Raw genomic sequence first — 21335 nt, 5'->3', positions numbered from 1 at the left:
GTCCGCGCCCTCCTCACAGCGGCGTGCCGAGCTTGCGCCGGCGCGGGAACACGATCATGCCCAGCAGCCAGAAGCCCAGTCGCATCGCGTACGACAGCGCCAGGTACACCACCCACAGCACGATGAAGATCTCGAAGTTGCGGAAAGTGTCCGACTGGATGCGGTTGGCCACGCCGAAGAGCTCCTCCGCGCCGATCGACGACATGATGCTGGAGGCCAGCATCAGCAGCACGAACTGGCTCGCGAGCGCCGGGTACACACGCTCCACCGCCGGGCGCAGGATCACGTGCCAGAACACCTGCACCTTCGACAGGCCAAGGCATTCGGCGGCCTCGAGCTGGCCCTTGTGGATCGACTCGATGCCCGCGCGGATGATCTCGCAGCTGTATGCGCCGATGTTCACCACGAGAGCGAGCACCGCGCCGACCATGATCGGCATCGTTACGCCCGCGCTGGAGAGGCCGAAGATCAGGAAGTAGCTCTGGATCAGCAGCGGCGTGTTGCGGATCGCCTCCACGTAGCCGCCCGTGAGGCGGCGCAGCCAGCCGTGGCGGCTGTTGCGGCCCAGCGCGCAGACGGTGCCGAGCATGAAGCCCAGCACGGTGGCGAGAAAGGACAGCTGCACGGTCGTCCACGCGCCTTCGAGCAGCAGCGGCCACTGCTCGAGCACGGGCATGAAGTCGAACTGGTAGTTCAATGCGTTGGGCTCCGGAAGTCCAATGAAAGCGAGGCGGAAAGAAAGAGGCGGCTACGCGGCGCGCGCGAGCGGCAGGCACGAGGGCCCGAGCGGCTCGAAGGCCTTGTAGGTCAGGATGAATTCGCGATGCCCCAGCGCCTCGGACTTGGTGGCCGTGCCGTCTGCCACGCTGCGCACCGCGTCGAAGATTTCTTCGCCCACTTCCTGCAGCGTGCCCCGCCCTTCGAGGATGCGGCCGGCGTCGACGTCCATGTCCTCATGCAAGCGGCGGTAGGTGTCCGGGTTCGCGCAGACCTTGATGACCGGCGAGACGGCCGAGCCCACCACCGAGCCGCGCCCCGTGGTGAACAGGATCACGTGCGCGCCGCAGGCGATGAGCTCGACGATCTCCGCGTTGTCGCTGATGTTCGGGAAGCCGAAGCGCGGCTCGCCGTCGGGCACCACGTCCAGCAGGTAGAGGCCGCCCTGCGGCGGCACGTCGCCGGGCTTGACGATGCCGTTGATCGGCGAGGCGCCGCTCTTGGCGTACGCGCCCAGCGACTTCTCCTCGATGGTCGAGAGCCCGCCGTCGGCATTGCCCGGCGCGAAGCTGCCGTGGCCCATGGTGCTGTAGTAGCGCGCGGCCTTGTTCACGCATTCGACGATGGCCTCGCCCAGCTCGGGCGTGGCGGCGCGACGCTTCATGTGGAACTCGCAGCCGATCAGCTCGCCGGTTTCCTCGAAGATGCAGCGCGCGTCCTGCGCGATCAGCAGGTCGAAGGCGCGGCCCACGGCCGGGTTGGCGGTGATGCCGCTGGTGCCGTCGGAGCCGCCGCAGATGGTGCCCACCACGAGCTCGCTAATGGCCATGGGCACGCGCTGCTGCTGCGCGAGTTCGGCCAGCGCCCACTGCACCCACTCCGTGCCCTCGCGGATCGTGCTGCGCGTGCCGCCCTCCTGCTGGATGGTGAGCGTGTGCACCGGCCGGCCCGAAGCCGCCACCGCCTGCTCGAGCTTGCGCTTGTTCATGCTCTCGCAGCCCAGCGAGATCAGCAGCGCCGCGCCCACGTTCGGGTGCGTGGCGATCGCTTCCATCATGCGTTCGGCGTATTCGTTCGGGTAGCAGCCGGGGAAGCCGACGAGATGCACTTCCGATTCACCGTCCTGCTGGCGGAAGTTCAGCGTGATCTCGCGCGCCACGTGATGCGCGCATTCGACGAGGTAGGCCACGACCACGACGTTGCGGATGCCCTTGCGGCCGTCGGCGCGCGGGAAGCCCTGGATCTGGAGGTTGGGAGCGTTCATGCGGAGGAGGGCGCTTCAGGCGTGGCCGACGAAGGTCTTGCCCTCGTCCAGCGTGTAGGTCGGCGTGTAGTCGCTGTCGAGGTTGTGCGTGTGGATGTGCTCGCCGGCCGCGACCGGGGCGTGCAGGCTGCCGATGACGGCGCCGTACTTCAGCACCTGCTCGCCGGCGGCGATGGCGTGGCGGGCGAGCTTGTGGCCCAGGCCGATGTCCTTGGCGAGCGTGACGGCGCCGCTTTCGAGCTGCACGGCCGTGCCGGCCGCAAGATGGGTGCAGGCGATCAGGCAGTTGTCGCCGGGCGAGAGCAGCACCAGCCGGGTGTCGATGGATTGCGGGTTCGGCATCCGGCGGCGCTCAGAACTTGCGGTACTTCAGGTAGGCCTCCTGCGGGTCGGTGCCCGCGAGGATGGCTGTGCGCACGAGGTTCTCGCGGCCCATCATGTGCTCGGCCTCGGCAATGAGGGCCTCGGCCTGCGAGAGCGGCAGGCGGATCACGCCGTCGGTGTCGGCCAGCAGCAGGTCGCCGGGGTTCACCGCCACCTCACCGATGCGCACCGGCACGTCCATCGCCTCGGGCAGCCAGTAGCCCACGATGTCGCGCGGCGTGAAGTAGCGGTGCCACACCTGGAAGCCCTGCTGGATGATGAATTCGGCGTCGCGCACGCCGCCGTCGGCGATCACGCCCAGCACGCCCTTGCGGCCCAGCGTCTCGGCCGAGAGCTCGCCCATGTGCGAGACGGTCGAGTCGTTGGGCTGGATCACGGCGATGTGGCCGGGCCTGGCGCGCGAGAGGAAGCCCGTCCATGCCATCAGCGTCTCGTGCGGATCGGCGGTGGGGTCGACGCGGCCGTTCACGGTGAAGGCCGGCCCACAGAGCTTCTGCCCGGGGATCAGCGGGCGCAGCGTGGGCGGCAGCGTGAAGTCGCGCAGCCCGGCGGCGCGCATCACGTCGTGCAGGATGCCCGTGTAGCAGGCTTGCAGACGGGCGAGCAGCGGGGTTGCCGGGGCGTCGGGAGTTTGGATCATGGGGTGAATCTTGTTTTCTTAGATAAAAACACTTTTCACAAATGAGATTACCAGCGAGGCCCATGATGGAAGCTGGGGTTTGCGCCTATTCGAGGGTAACTACCGATCCGATAAGGGTTTCACGCGGGTTTTGGCGGGGGTGCGAATGGCTTGCTGTCGCGTATATTTGATTTCATCAGTGAAATATTCATTTCACATGTGCGTCAACTCTTCATTCAAAGGACATCGCCAGTGACTTCACGCGTTCAGGGAAAGAACATCCTCGTCACCGCCGCCGGCAAGGGCATCGGGCGCGCCAGCGCGCTGGCTCTGGCTCGCGAAGGCGCCACCGTGTGGGCCACCGACGTGGACGAGGCGGCGCTGGCCGAGCTCGCCGCGCTGGCCCGCGATGAGGGCCTGGCCGGCCTGAAGACCGCGCGGCTCGACGTGCGCGACATCGCCGCGCTGCAGGCCTTCGCGCAGACCACGGGGCGCCTCGACGTGCTCTTCAACTGCGCGGGCTTCGTGCATGCCGGCAACATCCTGGCCTGCGAGGAAGCGGACTGGGACTTCAGCATGGACCTCAACGCGAAGTCCATGTACCGCACCATCCGCACCTTCCTGCCGGCGATGCTGGAGCGCGGCGGCTCGATCATCAACATGGCCTCGGCCGCCTCCAGCGTGAAGGGCGTGGCCAACCGCTTCGTCTACGGCGCCTCGAAGGCCGCGGTCATCGGCCTGACCAAGGCGGTGGCGGCCGACTTCATCCAGCAGGGCGTGCGCTGCAACGCCATCTGCCCGGGCACGGTCGAGTCGCCCTCGCTGCGCGACCGCATCGCGGCCCAGGCCGAGCAGGCCGGCTCCGACGAGGCCGCCGTGCGCGCCGCCTTCGTGGCGCGCCAGCCGCTCGGGCGCGTGGGCAAGCCGGAAGAGATCGCCGCGCTGGTGGTGTACCTGGCTTCCGACGAGTCGGCCTTCACCACCGGCGCGATCCATATGATCGACGGTGGATGGTCGAACTGAACGGGGAATGAGCGGGGAACGATGAAGCAAGCAGCACCAGCGCCGGAAGAACAACAGGGCCAGGAAGCCGACGAAGGAGCCGCGCCGGAAGGCGAGGGCGCGCTGCGCTATGCCGCGCCGGCCCTGGAGAAGGGGCTGGACATCCTGGAGGCGCTGGCCGACAGCCCCTCCGGCTACACGCTCAACGAGCTGGCGCAGAAAGTCGGACGCAAGGTCAGCGAGATCTTCCGCATGGCGGTGACGCTGCAGCGCCGCGGCTTCGTGCAGGTCGACGAGAACGACCGCTACACGCTCACGCTGCGCATGTTCGAGCTGGCGCATCGCCAGCAGCCGCTCAAGAGCCTGGTGAGCGCGGCGCTGCCGCTTCTGCGCGAGCTGGCCAACCGGGCGCGCCAGTCGTGCCATCTCGCCATGTACCAGGGCGGCCGCGTGGTGGTCATCGCGCAGGTCGAGAGCCCCGAGCGCTGGTCCTTCGGGCTGAAGGTGGGCGTGGTGATGGGGCTGACCGACACCTCCTCAGGCCACGTGCTGCTGGCCTTTCGCGACGAGATCGACCGCGCCCGCATGCTGCGCGCCCACATCGGCGTGGAAGGCGAACTCGACATGGACCCGGGCCAGCTCTTCTCCATCCTGCAGGAAGTGCGCGAGCGCGGCTACTCGGCCATGCCGAGCAAGCAGACGCGCGGCATCACCAACATCGCGTATCCGGTGATGGGCGCGGCCGACCATGTGATCGCGTCGATCAACGTGCCGTACATCGAACGCATCGACCAGAAGTCGGCGCCGGACGTCGCGCAGGTGCGCGAGATCGTCGGCAACATCACCGCGCGCCTGTCGGCGCTGATGGGCGCCAGCGGCTACAACGACAACGAGTAGCGGCTCAGCCCGCGTCGGGGGCTTCGTCCAGCGGGGCGGGCGTGTCGCTCTTGTGCGCGGCGATGTCGCGCACGTTCTTCTGCACGGCCACCGCGCCGAACAGGCTTAGCAGGAAGGCCATCGCGTAGAAGCCCTTTTCGCTCGGGGCGAGCGTGGCGTTGAAGAGGCCGATGGCCAGCAGCGCCACCGACAGCAGCAGCGAGACCCAGCACAGGCCGTAGTAGATGCCGGTGACCTGGATGCCCTCGAGGCGGTCGCGCACCGTCTTCTGCAGCGACACGGCGGAGAAGAGGCCGTACATCAGCACGGTGAAGTAGTAGCCCTTCTCGTTGAGCTGCATGGAGGCGTTCCACAGCCCGATCAGGTAGACGACGGCGCCGATGAACAGCGCTGCCCAGGAAGCGGCGACGAACGCCGCGGTCGGTTTCTGGAATCTGACGGCCATGGGATTCTCCTCGTATGGTTTGCGCGCGATTATGGTGGAGCGGCGCCGATGGCATGATCCGCGGCAGGCCGCCGGATCGCACGGCAATCGCACAAGGCGCGCACTAGGCGGCCGCCAACAACAACGGAGGAGTCTTTCCATATGTCGTCAACCGATCCCGCGGCCCAGCAGCCGTCGCTCGTGCGCACCGGTGCCAAGGCCGGGCTGTCCTTCGCCGGTTCCGTGATCAAGGGAGGCCTGCTCGGCGTGTTCCTTGGCGGCGGTGTTTTCTTCTTCTACCTGAGCCAGCTGCAGGGGCCGGGCAACGTAGCCGCGCGCGCGGGCGGCGTTGGCGCGGTGCTTGCGCTCATCACCTCGCCGCCGCTGCTGGTGGCGCTCCTGCTGCTGTTCTTCGTGGTCGTCTACGTGGCGCTGGGCGTGCAGCAAGGGCGTGCGCGCGCGATGCAGCACCTGGTGGAAGCGCGCGGCGAGGCGGTGTCGCAGCGGCTGGGCGGCGCGATCGCGAGCCGCATCGAGGCCATGCCGCGTGCGCACGGTGCGCTGCATCGCGTGGCCGACTGGCTGTCGGTCGATGCGCTGAGCAGGCAGCTCGCGCCGGTGCTGGGCGAAGGCAGGGCGGTGCGCGCGGTGGTGGCCTTCGTGATCGACAGGCTGCCCCTGAGCGAGATGCTGGCCGAATGGCAGCAGAGCCGGGCGGAGAACGGCGACGCGCCGGCGGCAGGCGAGGGCGGTGCCGCGCCGCAGGACCCGGCGCTGCGCGCGCTGCTCACGCGCCGCATCCACGAGACGCTTCAGGACATGTCGACGCCCTCGCGCAAGCCGCTGTACATCGCGCTCGGCGCGCACGCGGCCCTGCTGGGCGTGGGGCTCTGGCTGGTGAACTGAGGAGCTGGAAGCTGGAAGCTGGGGGCTCAGAGCCCCAGCATCAGCTTCAGGTTCTGCACGGCGGCGCCGCTGGCGCCCTTGCCGAGGTTGTCGAGGCGGGCGATCACCACCGCGTGGCGATGATCCTCGTTCGGGAACACGCGGATCTCGAGGTTGTTGGTGTCGTTGAGCGCCAGCGCCTCGAGCTTGCCGTCCTCGGTGGGCGGCAGCACCTTCACGAACTTCTCGGGCGTGTTGCTGCGCGCGTAGTGCGCGGCCAGCGCGTCCTGCAGGTCGCCGGCCTTCGGCTTGCCGGGCAGCAGGTCGAGGTGCAGCGGCAGCTGGACCAGCATGCCCTGCTTGAAATTGCCCACCGAGGGGATGAACACCGGCCGGCGGGTAAGGCCGGTGTAGGTCATGATTTCGGGGATGTGCTTGTGCTTCAGGCCCAGCGCGTAGATCTCGTAGGCCGGGGCCTCGCCCTTTTCGTAGGCTTCGATCATGGTGCGGCCGCCGCCTGAATAGCCGCTCACGGAGGGCAGCGAGATGGGGAAGTCGGCTGGCAGGATGCCCGCGTCGACCAGCGGGCGAACCATGGCGATGGCGCCGGTGGCGTAGCAGCCGGGGTTGCCGACGCGCTCGGCCTTGGCCACGGCCTGCCAGTGGCCTTCGGTGAGTTCGGGGAAGCCGAACACCCAGCCGGGGGCGATGCGGTGCGCCGTGGAGGCATCGATGATCTTGGGCTTGGCGCCGGGCAGCTGGTCGATCAGCGCGACCGATTCGCGGGCCGCGTCGTCGTGCAGGCACAGCACCACCAGGTCGACGCCGGCCATCAGTTCGCGCTTGGCGTTGGCGTCCTTTCGCAGCTCGGGCGCGATGCTCACGAGTTCGACCTGCGGCATTGCCTGCAGACGTTCGCGAATCTGAAGGCCGGTGGTGCCGGCTTCGCCGTCGATGAAAACCTTGGCCATGATGGTGGTGCCCCAGGGTAGCTAGTAGGAAGTACGTATTGCCCGCAACCACACTTACAGTATTGGTGCGGCGCACCATGATACAGTCCGCGGTTGTTCGCCGCCCCCAGCCGTCAGGCTGCCGTCGCCCGCGAACAACAGAGCATAGACCCTCTCAGCCCGATCTCCCGATTTCTCAACTTCCTCCTTCCGAGAGACATCCCTCATGAAGATTCACGAGTACCAAGGCAAGGAAATCCTTGCCAAGTTCGGCGTGCCGGTGCCGCGCGGCATCCCGGCCTATACGGTCCAGGAGGCGGTTGAAGCCGCCCAGAAGCTTGGGGGCCCGGTCTGGGTCGTCAAGGCCCAGATCCACGCGGGTGGCCGCGGCAAGGGCGGTGGCGTCAAGGTCGCCAAGTCCATCGAGGACGTCAAGAAGCTCGCCGGCGAGATCCTCGGCATGCAACTCAAGACGCACCAGACCGGCCCCGAAGGCCAGAAGGTCCGCCGCCTGTACATCGAGGACGGCGCCGACATCCAGAAGGAATATTACGTTTCGGCCGTGACCGACCGCGCCACCCAGAAGGTGGCCTTCATCGCTTCCAGCGAAGGCGGCATGGACATCGAGGAAGTGGCCCACTCCTCGCCCGAGAAGATCATCACCGTGTTCGCCGACCCGGCCCAGGGCCTGACCGACGAACAGGCCAAGCAGATCGCCGACGGCATCGGCATCCCGGCCGACTCCACCGCGCAAGCCGTGGACATCTTCAAGAAGCTCTACACCTGCTACATGGAGACGGACGCCTCGCTGGTCGAGATCAACCCGCTCAACCGTGACAGCAAGGGCAACATCATCGCCCTGGACGCCAAGTTCAACTTCGACAGCAACGCGCTGTTCCGCCACCCCGAGATCGTCGCCCTGCGCGACCTCGACGAGGAAGACGCGGCCGAAGTGGAAGCCTCGAAGTTCGACCTCGCCTACATCTCGCTGGACGGCAACATCGGCTGCCTGGTGAACGGTGCCGGCCTGGCCATGGCCACCATGGACACCATCAAGCTGTTCGGCGGCGAGCCGGCCAACTTCCTGGACGTGGGCGGCGGCGCCACCCCCGAGAAGGTCACCGAAGCCTTCAAGATCATGCTGAAGAACAAGAACGTGGAAGCCATCCTCGTGAACATCTTCGGCGGCATCATGAAGTGCGACACCATCGCCACCGGCGTGATCGCAGCCTGCAAGGCCGTGAACCTGCAAGTGCCGCTGGTCGTTCGCATGAAGGGCACCAACGAAGTCGAAGGCAAGAAGCTGCTGGCCGATTCGGGCCTGCCGATCATCAGCGCCGACACCATGGCGGAAGCGGCCCAGAAGGTCGTGGCAGCAGTCAAGAAGGCCTAAGGAACAAGTCATGTCGATCTACATCAACAAAGACACCAAAGTCATCACGCAGGGCATCACCGGCAAGACCGGCCAGTTCCACACCGAGAAGTGCCAGGAATACGCGAACGGCAAGAACGCCTTCGTGGCCGGCGTGAACCCGAAGAAGGCCGGCGAGTCGATCTTCAACATCCCGATCTTCGGCTCCGTCAAGGAAGCCGCCACGCAGACCGGCGCGACCGTGTCGGTGATCTACGTGCCGCCGGCAGGCGCCGCGGCCGCCATCTGGGAAGCCGTCGAGGCCGACCTCGACCTGGCGATCTGCATCACCGAAGGCATTCCGGTTCGCGACATGCTCGAAGTGCGCAACAAGATGAAGGCCAAGGAAGCGGCCGGCGGCAAGAAGACGCTGCTGCTGGGCCCGAACTGCCCCGGCCTGATCACGCCCGACGAAATCAAGATCGGCATCATGCCCGGCCACATCCACCGCAAGGGCCGCATCGGCGTGGTCTCGCGCTCGGGCACGCTGACGTATGAAGCCGTGGCTCAACTGACGGAAATCGGCCTGGGCCAATCGTCGGCAGTCGGCATCGGCGGCGACCCGATCAACGGCCTGAAGCACATCGACGTGATGAAGGCATTCAACGACGATCCGGACACCGACGCGGTCATCATGATCGGCGAAATCGGCGGCCCGGACGAGGCTGACGCAGCCCGCTGGTGCAAGGACAACATGAAGAAGCCGGTCGTCGGCTTCATCGCCGGTGTCACCGCTCCTCCTGGCAAGCGCATGGGCCACGCCGGCGCGCTGATCTCGGGCGGCGCCGACACGGCCGAAGCCAAGCTGTCCATCATGGAAGAATGCGGCTTCACCGTGACGCGCAACTTCTCGGAACTGGCCAAGCTGCTCAAGGCCAAGCTGTAAGAACGGCTCCGCGACACCGGCCGCAGAGTCGGGTCATGAGAGGACCACGCAGAAACAAAAAAGCGCCCGCACTGGATTGCGGGCGCTTTTTTCAATAAAACACAGTGGGATCAGAGACATGGAAATTCTTCAAAGCACCGATTTCTGGATAGGTCTGCTCAAGATCATCTGGATCAACATCATCCTGTCGGGGGACAACGCGGTGGTGATCGCCATGGCGGCACGCTCGCTGCCACCCGCGCAACAGGAAAAGGCCGTGCTTTTCGGCTCGGGCGCAGCCGTGGTGCTGCGGATCGTGCTCACGGTGGTGGCGGCCAAGCTGCTCGCCCTGCCTTACCTGCAGATCATCGGCGGCCTGCTGCTGCTGTGGATCGGCCTGCAACTGCTGGGCGAGGAAGACGAGGGCGAGGGCGAGTCCAAGGAGTACGGCAGCATGATGGTCGCGGTGCGCACCATCCTGCTGGCCGACCTGGTGATGAGCCTGGACAACGTGATTGCCGTCGCGGCCGCGGCACAGGGCAGCATGGTTTTGCTGATTCTGGGCCTGGCGATCAGTATTCCCTTGGTGATTTTCGGCAGCACGCTCATGATCAAGCTCATGGAACGTTTCCCGATCATCGTGATGCTGGGCGCCGCGCTGATCGGCTGGGTCGGCGGCGAAACCATCGTGCAGGACGCCATCCTGCGCGACACGCTGGCGGCCAACCCCTGGTTGCACTACGCGGCTGCGGCTGCCGGTGCGGTGTTCGTCGTGGCCGTCGGCCGCCTGATGCAACGGCGTTCGCACGCCGCTGCACAACACTGAGTTCCAGAGAGATCGGCGCTGACAGAACATGGCGAGTGTCGGCGTCTCCCTTTTCTCCACTCGCCCTCCGCTGACCTGGGAATTCGCCTTCCTGACCGACGTCGGGCGGATGCGCGCCCATAACGAAGACGCGGTGCACGTCGACCCTGCCCTCGGGCTGGCCCTGCTGGCCGACGGCATGGGCGGCTACAAGGGCGGCGAGGTGGCCAGCGCCATGGCGGTCTCGCTGCTGCACGCCAGCTTCGGCCGCTGGTTCGCCCATGCCGGGATGCAGGCGCCGGCCCGCGTGGTCCGGCGCGCGCTCCAGGCCGCCACCGACGAGGCCAACGGCGCGATCCTGCACGAGGGCACCACCAACCACGAGCTCCAGGGCATGGGAACGACCCTGGTGCTGGCGGCATTCCGGCCGCAGCGGGTGGTGGTCGGCCACATCGGCGACTCGCGCTGCTATCGCCTGCGCAACAACAAGCTGGAACTGCTCACCCGCGACCATTCCCTGCGCCAGCAGCAGCTCGACGCCGGCGCGATCACCGCCGAAGAGGCACTGAATTCGCCCACCCGCAACCTCGTGACGCGCGCCGTCGGCGTGGAGGCCCAAGTCTTGCTGGAAATGCACGAACACAGCGCAAGACCCGGCGATCTCTATATGCTTTGCTCCGACGGGCTCAGCGAGATGGTTTCGGATGAGCAGCTTTTCACGCTTCTAGAACACGATGTCGGGCTTCAGAAAAAAGCAGCACTTTTGGTTGCAATTGCAAATGACAATGGCGGACGGGACAACATTTCCGTTGTCCTGGCCAGCGCGAGCGTTGCGGAAACGCCCCGCGCGGGCAGCTAGCAGGTTCCGCGGGCGGCCCTGCGGCCTGCCTGCCGTCGTCATTCAAGCTTTGGATTCGGGGAGTCGGCAATGCCGAAGATGATCATTTCGGTCGATGGCGTTGTCATCGGGCAGGTGGCGCTCGCCAAGGAGCGCACGACGCTGGGACGCCGTGCCTACAACGACATCGTGATCGACAATCTGGCGGTCAGCGGCGAGCACGCCGTGCTGCACATGACTGGTGGCGAAGTCGAAATTGAAGACCTCAACAGTACCAACGGCACCTACGTCAACGCGCTCGCCATCCAGAAGCAGGCGCTCAAGGACAACGATGTCATCGAGGTCGGAGGCTGCCGAATCCATTTCCGCGCACGCAGCAACCTCGACACCGGTGCCGGCTCGATCCGCACCGCCTCGGGCGAATACCCGTCGGGCGCCATGCCCCTGTCTTCGGCGCCCACGGAATCCGGCGCGCTGGTCGAGCTGGGCATTCCGGTGCTGCGCGTGCTCTCCGGCGCCAACGAGGGGCAGGACGTCGGGCTGCAGAAGGTCGTCACCACCGTCGGCAAGCCCGGGGTCGCGGTGGCGGTGGTCACGCGCCGGCGCCAGGGCTACGTGGCGGCCGGCGTCGAAGGCAACGTCACGCTCAATGGCCTGCAGCTGGGGTCCGAGGCCGTCGCGCTGCAGGAGCGCGACGTGCTCGAGCTGGGCGATGCCACGCGCATGCAGTTCGTGCGCATCTGAGCCGCCGCTTTCCCTCCCGGCTTGCCGCGGTCTAGTCTTCACGGATCGGGCGCCGTGAGAGAAGAGTTGCGGCGGCACTGGCCGCGTATTGCGATCACGCTGCTGCCCGTGCTGCTGGCACTGGCGCATGCCACCGGCGTCTGGCGGCTGACCGCGCTCGAACGCCTCGACCAGCTGATCTACGACGTCCGCCTGCGCGCCACGATGCCGGGCACGCCCGACTCGCGGGTCGTGATCGTCGACGTCGACGATGCCAGCCTCGCACGGCAGGGCCAGTGGCCCTGGGCGCGCGACAAGATCGCCCGCCTGACCACCGAACTGCTGACCCGCCAGCAGGCGGCCGTGCTCGGCTTCGACGTCATGTTCCTCGAGCCCGACCGCAGTTCGGGGCTCGACAGGCTGAGGGAAATCATGGGCGGCCCCCTGGGCAAGACGCCCGGCCTGGCCGCCGAGGTCGAGCGGCTCGCGCCCTCGCTCGACCATGACGCCACGCTCGCTGCCGCGCTGGGCGGCCGGCGCGTGGCGCTGGGCTACTACTTCACACGCACCGATACGCCCAGCGCCAAGGGACAGCTTCCGGCGACTCCGCTGCTGCCGGCCGGCGCCTTCCCTTCGGGCAGTACCTACGCCACGGGTTGGAACGGCTTCGGCGCCAGCCTGCCGGAACTGGCGAAGGCGGCACCGGTCGCGGGCTTCCTGAACACGCTGGTCGGCATCAACGGCGACGGTGTGATCCGCAGCGTGCCGCTCATCGCCCGCTATGACGGCGACAAGGCGCAGCCGGGCTACTACGAGTCGCTGGGGCTCGCGGTCTACCGGCTCGCGAACGGATCGCCGCCTGTGCAGCCGGCCTTCGCGCCTGGCGGCGGCACCGCGCCGCAGCTCGAGTCGCTGCGGGTGGGTCGGCTGCGCATTCCGGTCGACGGGACGGGCAGCATGCAGGTGCCGTTTCGCGGCCTCGGCGGTTCGGATGGCGGATCGTTCCGCTACGTGCCGGCCGCCGATGTGCTCGAAGGCCGGCTCGCGCCGGGCGAACTGAAGGACAAGATCGTGCTCGTTGGCGCCACCGCGCCCGGGCTGCAAGACCTGCGTGCTACGCCCGTCGAGGCCGCTTTCCCGGGGGTGGAGGTGCACGCTAACGTCGTCTCCGCGCTGCTGGACCGCCGGCTGCTCAGCGTGCCCGACTACGCGCCTGGCTACGAGGTGCTGCTCATCGCCGCGGCCGGGCTCCTGCTGGCCTTCGGGATGTCGCTGCTGTCCGCGCCGCGCGCCATGCTGCTGGCCGCGGGGGCAATCGCGGCGCTGATCGGCTTGAACGCCTGGCTGTACGTGGGCTACAGCCTCGTGCTGCCGCTCGCGTCGGTGCTGGCGATGGCGGCCCTCGCATTCGCGTTCAACATGAGCTGGGGATACTTCGTCGAGTCGCGCACGCGGCGCGGCCTGGTTCGGCTCTTCGGCACCTACGTGCCGCCCCAGCTCGTCAACGAGATGATGGAGCACCCCGGCCGCTACAGCATGCGCGCCGAGAGCAAGCCCATGACCGTGATGTTCTGCGACATGCGCGACTTCACGCGCCTGTCGGAGCAGATGGCGCCGGCCGAGCTGCAGGCTTTTCTCAACACGGTCTTCAGCCGGCTCACCAACGTCATCAGCGCGCACCGCGGCACCGTCGACAAGTACATGGGCGACTGCGTCATGGCCTTCTGGGGCGCGCCCATCGACACGCCCGATCACGCCGCGCACGCAGTACGGGCCGCGCTCGACATGGCCGATGCCGTGCACGACATCAACCGCATCCATCGCGCCAGCGGGCGGCCCGAGATCAGCGTCGGTATCGGCATCAACAGCGGCGTGATGAGCGTGGGCGACATGGGATCGACCGCGCGCCGCAGCTATACCGTGGTCGGCGACGCGGTCAACCTCGCGTCACGCCTCGAAGGCTTGAGTGGCCATTACGGTGTAGAGGTGGTCGCGAGCGGCGCCACGCGCGAACTCGCACCCGGCTTCGTCTGGCAGGAACTCGACAGCGTGCGAGTCAAGGGAAAGGCACAAGCCGTTGCCGTTTTTACGCCCCTGACCGCGAGCACGCCCGAAGCGTTGGCACAGACCCAGCAACTGCTCGAACGCTGGAGCGAAGTGCTGGCAGCGTACCGCCGCCAGGACTGGGCCATGGGCCGAAACTTGCTCGCGCCCCTGCTCGCCGCGGATGCGAAAAAAGTCCTTTACCAGCTCTACGCCCAGCGTTTAGCCTCGATGGCGTTGCGACCGCAAGACCCGAACTGGGATGGCGCGACCCGGTTCGAGACCAAATGACGACAGACACATACAAAGGGGTCTTTCACAATGCAGGTTCGTGTGCTGGGTTGCTCGGGCGCCATCGCCAAAGACTGCCGCACCACCTCGTTTCTGGTCGACACGGATCTGCTCGTCGATGCGGGCACCGGTGTCGGAGATCTCACGCTCGATGAGATGGTCCGCATCGACGACGTCGTGCTCACGCACAGCCACCTCGACCACATCGCAGCGCTCCCCCTGATGCTCGACGCCATCGGCGGCCGCCGCACCAGGCCGCTGCGCGTGCATGCGCTGAGCGCCACCATCGATGCGCTGCGGGTACATGTGTTCAACAACATCATCTGGCCGGATTTCGAGAGCATTCCCAGCCCCGAAGCGCCCTTCGTGAGCTTTCACGACATCGCGGTGGGACAGCAGCTGCCGCTGGGCAGCCGCGAGCCCAAGGTGGTGGAGGTGCTGCCTGCGGTCCATACCGTGCCTGCATGCGGCTTCGCCGTGCGGCGGGCGGAAGGCGGCGCCCACTGGGTGTTCAGCGGGGACACCGAGCGCAATGCGTCCTTCTGGGAGCGCGTGAACGAACTCGACGTGGCGATGCTGGTCATTGAAACCGCCTTCAGCAGCCGCGAGCAGGCGCTGGCCGAGCGCAGCCTGCACCTATCGCCTGCCGTGTTGGCCGACGAGCTGGCGCACATCGGGGCGGGCGAGCAGTACCCGATCTACATCACCCACACCAAGCCCGCCGAAACCGACGAGATCATGAGCCAGATCGAGGCGCTGGCAGTCGAGCAGGTGGCGGGGCTGGCGCAGCGGGATATCCGCTGGTTGAAGGCGGGCGGTGTCCTGACCTTCTGACAGTCGGTGACGCATTGGCATGACAAATTTGTCACCGCGTGTAGCATCTTCGGGCGGTTTCTGTCACATCGTGTAACGCCAAAGTGGGTAGAGGTGACGTGTTCGGTCGGAGGGAGGCCTTGGAGACGGGTGGCACAGATGCTGCGGAAGGTACTTCGCTCCGGGCAGGTTCCCGGGCGTAACAACCAACCTACCTGGAGTTAGTTAATGAACCGTCGTTCCATCGCACGTTCCGTGCAAAAGGGTTTCACCCTCATCGAATTGATGATCGTCGTGGCGATCATTGGTATCTTGGCTGCTGTGGCGCTGCCGGCTTATCAGGACTACACGGTGCGCGCACGTGTCTCCGAAGGTCTGGTCTTGGCTTCTGGCCTGAAGGTCGTTGTTGCTGACAATGCTTCTAACGGTGTCGCCGATGCGGACGGTGGTCTCTTCAAGGGCATTCCCACGGACGGCGCTAGCACGACCTTCTGCTCTGCCGCAGGTACTTGTTCGTTGAATGGTGGCGTTAATGCCAAGAGCGTGAACACCGTCATTGGTACTACCGCAAACGGGCTGATTACGGTCACCTACAACGCCAATGCTACGGGCAATACCCTTCAACTGTGGCCGTCTTCGAATGGCAATGTGCTTGTTGCAGGTACGATCCCAGGGGCTACCCTGGTTTGGACCTGCTATGCAAATGGCAAGACGGCTATCAACGGCGCGACAAATGGCGCGACCCTTCTGCCGAAGTATGCTCCTGCTGACTGCCGCTGATTTTCGGCAATACACTTAGCTAGTCTCATTCATTAAAGCCCGTGGCCAGTATGCTGGTCACGGGCTTTGCTTTTGTTGCCATGAGAGATATTTCCAAACGACTGCCATATGCACTGAAAGCTAGCGGCTTCCATCTGATTGGAAGCGTGTTGATAGCAAGTCTGGCTACCCTGCTGGTGCTACGCTTATGGTATCCCCATCCGTACGGCGAGTTGGCGGGAGGGCGCGATCTATTGTGGATTCTTATATCAGTGGATGTCGTTTGTGGACCAATGTTGACATTGGTGCTATTCAGTCCATTGAAGTCAAAGAAGGAATTGGCTTTGGATCTGAGCGTAGTAGCAGTTGTTCAGTTTGCAGCACTGCTGTACGGCTTGTATAGCTTGGCAGAAGCCCGGCCAGTAGCCTTGGTATACGAGGTGGATAGATTCCGCGTAATCAGCCGAGCAGATATTTATGAGCCGGAATTAAAAGAGGCTCCTGATTGGACAAGGCCACTTTCTTTTTCGGCTGTGCAGCTAATTGGGATCAAGCTTTCTCAAAGAAATAGCGACCTGCTCGAGAGCATGGATATGTCGATGGCTGGAATAGAGCTCAGTCAAAGGCCAAGCCGTTGGCAGTCGTATGATATGGGCCTGTCTAAAGTGATGGAGTATGCGCAGCCAATGTCTGCTCTATTCAATTATCAACCGGCGCGAGCAAGTGATATTTCAATTGCAATCGATTTGACAAAGGTGCCGGAAGCCGAATTGCGATGGCTTCCATTGGTCTCGCGGCATGCAAATGACTGGGTCGTGCTATTGGATGGCAAAAATGGGAAACCTCTTGGGTTTTTGCATGTAGAGGGTTTTTTTCCTGTTGCGAAAAAATGATTTGCCTCGGCCGTTGAAAATTTTTTAAGAGCGAGCGACTCAAAAATGCAGTACTACTAAGGAGGCTTGGCGGTTGATAACTTGGAAGCCCGTAGACGCATCGATTGAGGCGCGGCAGGAGGTTTTTTGTATGCCGTGTTCCATTTTGCTCAATTGGCGAACTATTGTTTCGCTCTCGAAAAAACAACTTCGACCCGTAAGCTAGATTTGACAGGGCGGCCTAGAAATTCACCGGGCGAAAATATTGCCGTCATGAAAGCGGCGCGTGCCGCTTTTTCAAAGGCGACAGGGAGTAGTGGTTCTTGAGCAACAACGTCATGTACCTTACCCGTTTCGTCAATATAGAGCAGCAGAACGCCAATATGTGATTCATCTGCTAATTCCCCAGCCGGCGACTCGAGAACTACGGGGGTGAGAGCAATTGGTGCAATCGTAAGGTGAGTACGAGGAATGTACTCTTCGAAAAGCTTGCCATCTGAAGACCGGCGGGGCAGGCGAGATGAGGTCTCGTTGACTCCCGATTTCAGGGCTTTTTTCGTATCTCTTCTGGCAGGAGTCGCTGAGTCGATGGTGTCGGCTATGACATCGATTGATGTCGACCTTGCCAGTTCTTGGGTTGGCGCTACGGTAAATGCATGCCGTGGAGGTTGTTGCGTGCGTGTATTGATTCGCACACGAATGGCATCTTTTTTCTCGGCACGAGACGAGTTGGCAGGCACTTCGAGCAAAAAAACATGCAGTGCAATAGAAGCAATTACGCAAACAAGAAATAGACCTAACGGCCGAAAGCATGAACTTCCGGCCACCTGCACATCATTAGTCCACCAGTTCACGCCAAGACGTTCTGCGCGCGCTACCCAAGCCAGTAGATGCGCTATCGATCTGCTTTTGCGTAATGCTGCCATCCGTGTTCTGGATCAGGTTCCGGATGTTCCCGTTTGCATCTCGCACAAGCGTCATGCCCGCAATCATCGACGTCGAACTCCACTGGGTACCTACAGGGCCGTCACCGATCTGGCCGCCATTGGTCACGTTGACGTTGTAAAGCCATGATGAGCCGCCGGAGGCACAGGCATCGCCCGTCGGGATGGCCGAGCCGACTACAAGCGTTTCGCCCAGCATGGTCATGTTGGTGGCGACTCGCTCCTTCGAATGCGGCAGATCGAACCACCAGCCACCCTTGGTACTCCAGTCGACCGGATTGTTCGTGATCGATGCGGTCGTAGCGGCTGCCGCAGAGCCGTTGAGTGTCAGTGTCTGTTTCACAAAGTTGGTCGTGTCCGCACGGACATCGCCCCATCCAGTGGCTGTAAGCTGGTCCTTCACCGCATAGACCGTCTGCTGGGTCGTGTCGCCGATATCGCTGGTGCCGAGGTAGCGCCCCGTAGAGACCACGACAACGGGCTTTTGCGAGATCAGGACCATTTCCGGCTTGATCGTGATCGGCTGAGGCGTGGATGTGTTGATCTGGAACTTGGCCAACTGCAACGCGCCTTGATTGGGCAGATAGAGATTGTCAATATCGAAGCGCCACAGGTTCCCTTGAAGATCGCCGCCGTAGATTCGCTTGATCGTGTTATCCGCGCGGCTTTCGATCCACGCATTGATCTTTGCCAATCCACTAGGCGTATCCGAGCTGCCCGCGGTGGTCGAAATATCGAGCAACTGGGCCCCAGTATTCGCATTCACTACATACAGGTGTCCCTTGCCATCACCTGACGTGTTGTTGTAGCCCGAGGTAAATGCAACCACCCAGGTGCCATCGGCCTTCTTGCCGATAACCGGATTGCCATAGGTCATACCCATGTCGGCAGCCGTGAACTCCCAAAGTACTTGTGGGCTCAACGGGTTCGTGATGTCGAGTGCGTAGTAGCCAGCGCCCCCATTGCCGAGACCGCCCACGAGGATGGTCTTCCATGTGGAGCCCACCTTGATGTCCGCCATGATGGGCGGGCCGTCCACGTAGTACTGATGGCGGGACGCATAGTCGGTGTTGGCCAGTTTGAAGAGGTTGGGCATGACGGCGGTCGGCACGTAAGCCCAAAGCTCGGTACCTCCATCGCTGCTGTCGGCAGAGAACGCATGCAGCATGCCGTCGTTGGCCCCGACATACACCACAGGCTTGCGCGTGGCTTTTGTGGTCACGAAGTCGGCGTATCCGGTGTCGGCGTAGGCGAACGGCGGCTTGCCAACGCGGACCGGCGCGCCATTGATGATGTCGCCCAGGATGGTCTCCCGATTGCGATAGAGCGCGGCCACCGCGGTGCCGCCACCCGTTCTGGGGCTCGAGGACTCGAAGGTTCTCACGCCGCGCAGATAGTTCACGAGATTGGCGCCAGTGTTGGCAATCGCCTTGTCGTCGCTCGACAGCGAACTGCATTGCGTCGGCGCCCCGGTCTTGCTGCAAATGTTGTCGAAGTAGGCCTGTTGCGCGCTGCTGAGGTTCGCATAGGTGAATGCCTGCAGGCCGGACGCTCCCTTGAAGTAGATGCTCCGTGACGAGGGAGCTGCCGCTCCCAGGATCCTGCTGGCAGACCAAATTGCAGTGCTTCCAATTGCACCTGTCGTGCCGTTCAGCGGGAAGGCCTGCAGGTCACCGGTCCAGGAGCCCGAGGTGTAGCTCGCCCTGTAGACCTGGTTGCTTTCGCCGGCGACCAGATCGACGGAGCTGGTTGCAGCAGCTGCGGCGGCGCCCGGAATCTTCTGGACCTCAGTCACCACCCCTTGAATCGCTTCAGCGAGTAGACCTGCATTCAACGCCGAGTAGTAGCGTCCCCGGCCATTGACGGCCGCGTGCCAAAGGTCATCGACGTTGGTTGCATCGCCGCCGCTGCCGCTATCGGTGTCGTATCCGCCAGGAGCAGGCCACTTGACCGCACCGCTCTTCAGGTCGACATACGAGCCGGAAGTCTGCGTGAGATAGTTCCTGTCATAGGTCAGCGTTCCGCTGACACCGAGACCGATCGTGAACGTGTTCATGTGCTGCCACGTTGCCGAGTCGCTATCGGTGCTCCTCAAAATGTTGTCGCAGACATTCAGGCTCTGGCCGGAGCTTCCCGACGTGCAGTTGCCGAGCGTGCTGGTGCGCAGGTCGGTGGCGTAGTAGTACTGCGCGACGTCCGCCAACGTGTTCGGCGTGCCGTTGACGCTGGAGGTTGTCGAGCTAGGCGTTCCCGCTACAGGTGTGCCTTCAGTGGCCGCCGAATAGGTTTTCGTACCTGTAGTCCAGCCTGACCAACTGCTCGGTGCAGTGACTGCGGAGGGAACGTCCAGACCAGTACCTGCTGTGCTTTGGCAGGTCGGTGCAGAAGATCCGCCTGAGTCACCGAAAGTGCCTGTGCTTTCGCTGGTCACTGTCGACGGCGGGGGAACGTAGACCCAATTGGAATAGGTATGGGTGCTGTAGCTGGGGGCGGATGGTGCCCCGCCATCTGTAACAGTCGTCGTCCCAGTGTAGGTGCCAACCCCAGATTGCGGTGAGGTTGTAATCTCTGTTTGCGTGACAGTCGCAGTTTGATTTCGCGTCGTCACGGTATATGCCGATGGGCAAGTCTTTGCGTTCGACTTATTTTTGTCTTTGCTTGCGTTGGAGACAGTACGCTTTGCGGTGCCTGTCCTTGTTCGCGGCGAAAATTCGTTGCGAGTGGCGCTCAACGTGTAGGGCGTAACCGTAGTGACGACGATATTGGCTCCATCGCGCATTGGCCGCGCCTCGAAACCATCCTGTTGACCGACATTGTTGCCGTCCAGATCGGTGCCGTAGCCGCTGTTCCAATAGCCGTCGGTTGAGAGCAGCGCAAAGTTTCGCTGGCACGAATACTGAACGGGATCGTAGGCTTGCCCCGATGCCTTGTTGGCGAAGTATTGGCCGGCCTTTGCTAGTGCCGTACGCAGCGGCGTGCCCCCATTGGGGCTGGCTCCGTAGAGGCTGCTGTAGAAGTTGGCCTTCTGTGTCGCGTCGAAATCCTTCACGTCGCGGAAGTTGGCCCCGTCCGTCACGGTGTCCTGGTTGATCCGCGAGAAACCCACGCGATAGCTCGAGTCCAATACGGAAATTGCCTTGCCCATTGCAGTGCGCATCAGCAGATAGCGCTTGCGATAGTAGGCATACCAGTTCGCGTACTTCTGTGCATCGGCCGATGTGCTCGTCAGCGTGACCTTCTCGAAAAGGGATGTGCTGGTGGAGGTGCTGGTCGAGCACTCGTTGTAGAACGTGTTCGCGACAACGCCGTCTTTGGTGTAGACCCAGCCCATGGCAGTCTGCGTGCCCTTGTACTTGTAATAGTACGAATTGGCCAGGTCGGTTTTGGTGCTGTTGGACACATAGCCGTCAGCTGGGGCGGCAGAGAATGAAGCGTTCGGGTATGACGTGCCGTCGGCATAGAGCGGCGGGGGGTAATTCAGTGAAGGGTCGAATGCAAGGCCATTGCATTGAGAAGCCCTGTAGCCGTACCAGCCGGTGTATGGCTCGTCGGTCACGCTGCGGGCTCTGCCCAGATCGTCGGGCATGAAGCTCCAGTTCATCGAGCCGGAATCGTCCAGGATGAACATCAGATTGGGCTTGGCCTGCACTGCTTGGCGCGTCACCAGGGGCTGGTCGGAAATATCCGTCGTGGCGGCGAATACCGTTGGTGCCGCAGTGCCCAGTGCCGCTGCAAGTGGAAGGAGTGAACCAATGCGAAAGACGCGGACAGCATGTCGCGCAGCCGCCGGAACAACGGGGTGTTTTTTCATGATTTCCTCCGGCTGCAT

At 63.8% G+C, this 21335-nt stretch carries 20 protein-coding genes; 12 read left to right on the top strand and 8 right to left on the bottom strand.

Annotated elements, in window-relative coordinates:
* Positions 1-13: 13 nt before the first annotated feature.
* Genes SFB74_RS32505 through SFB74_RS32490 form a run of 4 tightly spaced genes read right to left on the bottom strand, consistent with a single transcriptional unit; the run spans position 14 to position 3005 of the window.
* Entirely contained in the window at positions 14-697 is a 684-nt protein-coding gene (locus SFB74_RS32505; RefSeq protein WP_432728500.1) for an amino acid ABC transporter permease, read from the bottom strand.
* Positions 698-748: 51 nt separating this feature from the next.
* Complete coding sequence (locus SFB74_RS32500) at positions 749-1981, bottom strand: UxaA family hydrolase (RefSeq protein ID WP_432728499.1); 1233 nt, start codon at positions 1979-1981, stop codon at positions 749-751.
* A 15-nt stretch (positions 1982-1996) separates the two neighbouring features.
* Entirely contained in the window at positions 1997-2323 is a 327-nt protein-coding gene (locus tag SFB74_RS32495) for a UxaA family hydrolase (RefSeq protein WP_432728498.1), read from the bottom strand.
* A gap of 10 nt (positions 2324-2333) precedes the next feature.
* Positions 2334-3005, bottom strand: a complete 672-nt coding sequence (locus tag SFB74_RS32490; protein WP_432728497.1) for an RraA family protein — start codon at positions 3003-3005, stop codon at positions 2334-2336.
* A gap of 231 nt (positions 3006-3236) precedes the next feature.
* On the opposite strand from SFB74_RS32490, the gene SFB74_RS32485 reads away from it, so the two are divergent.
* Positions 3237-4007 carry an SDR family oxidoreductase gene (locus SFB74_RS32485; protein ID WP_432728496.1) on the top strand — a complete coding sequence of 257 codons (771 nt, stop codon included), beginning with the start codon at positions 3237-3239 and terminating at the stop codon, positions 4005-4007.
* 21 nt (positions 4008-4028) lie between these two features.
* Entirely contained in the window at positions 4029-4883 is an 855-nt protein-coding gene (locus SFB74_RS32480) for an IclR family transcriptional regulator (protein ID WP_432728495.1), read from the top strand.
* Positions 4884-4887: 4 nt separating this feature from the next.
* Here the strand turns inward: SFB74_RS32480 and yiaA are convergent, their stop codons facing one another.
* Complete coding sequence (gene yiaA, locus SFB74_RS32475; RefSeq protein WP_432728494.1) at positions 4888-5328, bottom strand: inner membrane protein YiaA; 441 nt, start codon at positions 5326-5328, stop codon at positions 4888-4890.
* Positions 5329-5469: 141 nt separating this feature from the next.
* Here yiaA and SFB74_RS32470 point away from each other — a divergent pair, with 141 nt between their 5' ends.
* Positions 5470-6213, top strand: a complete 744-nt coding sequence (locus SFB74_RS32470; RefSeq protein ID WP_432728493.1) for a hypothetical protein — start codon at positions 5470-5472, stop codon at positions 6211-6213.
* Between the two features lie 26 nt (positions 6214-6239).
* On the opposite strand, the gene argC is transcribed toward SFB74_RS32470, so the two are convergent.
* Positions 6240-7163, bottom strand: a complete 924-nt coding sequence (gene argC / locus SFB74_RS32465) for an N-acetyl-gamma-glutamyl-phosphate reductase (protein ID WP_432728492.1) — start codon at positions 7161-7163, stop codon at positions 6240-6242.
* Between the two features lie 205 nt (positions 7164-7368).
* Here argC and sucC point away from each other — a divergent pair, with 205 nt between their 5' ends.
* The 9 genes from sucC to tfpZ all read left to right on the top strand — a co-directional run bounded on the left by sucC (position 7369) and on the right by tfpZ (position 16583).
* A complete protein-coding gene (gene sucC / locus SFB74_RS32460; RefSeq protein WP_432728491.1) occupies positions 7369-8535 on the top strand; it encodes an ADP-forming succinate--CoA ligase subunit beta in 1167 nt (388 codons plus the stop codon).
* A 10-nt stretch (positions 8536-8545) separates the two neighbouring features.
* Positions 8546-9439 carry a succinate--CoA ligase subunit alpha gene (gene sucD, locus SFB74_RS32455; protein ID WP_432728490.1) on the top strand — a complete coding sequence of 298 codons (894 nt, stop codon included), beginning with the start codon at positions 8546-8548 and terminating at the stop codon, positions 9437-9439.
* Positions 9440-9557: 118 nt separating this feature from the next.
* Positions 9558-10244, top strand: coding sequence for a TerC family protein (locus SFB74_RS32450; RefSeq protein WP_432728489.1), 687 nt, complete (start codon positions 9558-9560; stop codon positions 10242-10244).
* 28 nt (positions 10245-10272) lie between these two features.
* Entirely contained in the window at positions 10273-11082 is an 810-nt protein-coding gene (locus tag SFB74_RS32445) for a Stp1/IreP family PP2C-type Ser/Thr phosphatase (RefSeq protein WP_432728488.1), read from the top strand.
* A gap of 69 nt (positions 11083-11151) precedes the next feature.
* Positions 11152-11805 carry an FHA domain-containing protein gene (locus SFB74_RS32440; RefSeq protein WP_432728487.1) on the top strand — a complete coding sequence of 218 codons (654 nt, stop codon included), beginning with the start codon at positions 11152-11154 and terminating at the stop codon, positions 11803-11805.
* Between the two features lie 54 nt (positions 11806-11859).
* Entirely contained in the window at positions 11860-14118 is a 2259-nt protein-coding gene (locus SFB74_RS32435; RefSeq protein WP_432728486.1) for a CHASE2 domain-containing protein, read from the top strand.
* Between the two features lie 30 nt (positions 14119-14148).
* Positions 14149-14952: a 3',5'-cyclic-nucleotide phosphodiesterase gene (locus SFB74_RS32430; protein WP_432728485.1), complete on the top strand. Its 804-nt coding sequence runs from the start codon at positions 14149-14151 to the stop codon at positions 14950-14952.
* Positions 14953-15159: 207 nt separating this feature from the next.
* On the top strand, positions 15160-15711 hold the full coding sequence (locus tag SFB74_RS32425; protein WP_432728484.1) for a pilin: 552 nt from the start codon (positions 15160-15162) through the stop codon (positions 15709-15711).
* 50 nt (positions 15712-15761) lie between these two features.
* Positions 15762-16583, top strand: a complete 822-nt coding sequence (gene tfpZ, locus SFB74_RS32420; protein WP_432732033.1) for a TfpX/TfpZ family type IV pilin accessory protein — start codon at positions 15762-15764, stop codon at positions 16581-16583.
* 161 nt (positions 16584-16744) lie between these two features.
* Here tfpZ and SFB74_RS32415 read toward each other — a convergent pair whose 3' ends face one another.
* Positions 16745-17416, bottom strand: coding sequence for a hypothetical protein (locus tag SFB74_RS32415; protein WP_432728483.1), 672 nt, complete (start codon positions 17414-17416; stop codon positions 16745-16747).
* Positions 17400-21317, bottom strand: a complete 3918-nt coding sequence (locus tag SFB74_RS32410; RefSeq protein WP_432728482.1) for a pilus assembly protein — start codon at positions 21315-21317, stop codon at positions 17400-17402. Before SFB74_RS32410 ends, SFB74_RS32415 begins: the two co-directional genes overlap by 17 nt.
* Between the last annotated feature and the right edge of the window lie 18 nt (positions 21318-21335).

Source organism: Variovorax xiamenensis (assembly GCF_050916385.1).
GTDB lineage: Bacteria > Pseudomonadota > Gammaproteobacteria > Burkholderiales > Burkholderiaceae_C > Variovorax.
The sequence above is the reverse complement of the archived record's forward strand: the minus strand, read 5'-3'. Positions and strand labels throughout refer to the sequence as shown.

What these genes read in the sequence shown, in the direction of transcription:
- SFB74_RS32490 (WP_432728497.1), bottom strand. Translation starts at nt 3,005, where the DNA reads ATGATCCAAACTCCCGACGCCCCGGCAACCCCGCTGCTCGCCCGTCTG.
- SFB74_RS32440 (WP_432728487.1), top strand. Translation starts at nt 11,152, where the DNA reads ATGCCGAAGATGATCATTTCGGTCGATGGCGTTGTCATCGGGCAGGTG.
- sucD (WP_432728490.1), top strand. Translation starts at nt 8,546, where the DNA reads ATGTCGATCTACATCAACAAAGACACCAAAGTCATCACGCAGGGCATC.
- SFB74_RS32480 (WP_432728495.1), top strand. Translation starts at nt 4,029, where the DNA reads ATGAAGCAAGCAGCACCAGCGCCGGAAGAACAACAGGGCCAGGAAGCC.
- SFB74_RS32410 (WP_432728482.1), bottom strand. Translation starts at nt 21,317, where the DNA reads ATGAAAAAACACCCCGTTGTTCCGGCGGCTGCGCGACATGCTGTCCGC.
- tfpZ (WP_432732033.1), top strand. Translation starts at nt 15,762, where the DNA reads ATGCTGGTCACGGGCTTTGCTTTTGTTGCCATGAGAGATATTTCCAAA.
- argC (WP_432728492.1), bottom strand. Translation starts at nt 7,163, where the DNA reads ATGGCCAAGGTTTTCATCGACGGCGAAGCCGGCACCACCGGCCTTCAG.
- SFB74_RS32495 (WP_432728498.1), bottom strand. Translation starts at nt 2,323, where the DNA reads ATGCCGAACCCGCAATCCATCGACACCCGGCTGGTGCTGCTCTCGCCC.
- SFB74_RS32500 (WP_432728499.1), bottom strand. Translation starts at nt 1,981, where the DNA reads ATGAACGCTCCCAACCTCCAGATCCAGGGCTTCCCGCGCGCCGACGGC.
- SFB74_RS32450 (WP_432728489.1), top strand. Translation starts at nt 9,558, where the DNA reads ATGGAAATTCTTCAAAGCACCGATTTCTGGATAGGTCTGCTCAAGATC.
- SFB74_RS32445 (WP_432728488.1), top strand. Translation starts at nt 10,273, where the DNA reads ATGGCGAGTGTCGGCGTCTCCCTTTTCTCCACTCGCCCTCCGCTGACC.
- SFB74_RS32430 (WP_432728485.1), top strand. Translation starts at nt 14,149, where the DNA reads ATGCAGGTTCGTGTGCTGGGTTGCTCGGGCGCCATCGCCAAAGACTGC.
- sucC (WP_432728491.1), top strand. Translation starts at nt 7,369, where the DNA reads ATGAAGATTCACGAGTACCAAGGCAAGGAAATCCTTGCCAAGTTCGGC.
- yiaA (WP_432728494.1), bottom strand. Translation starts at nt 5,328, where the DNA reads ATGGCCGTCAGATTCCAGAAACCGACCGCGGCGTTCGTCGCCGCTTCC.
- SFB74_RS32425 (WP_432728484.1), top strand. Translation starts at nt 15,160, where the DNA reads ATGAACCGTCGTTCCATCGCACGTTCCGTGCAAAAGGGTTTCACCCTC.
- SFB74_RS32470 (WP_432728493.1), top strand. Translation starts at nt 5,470, where the DNA reads ATGTCGTCAACCGATCCCGCGGCCCAGCAGCCGTCGCTCGTGCGCACC.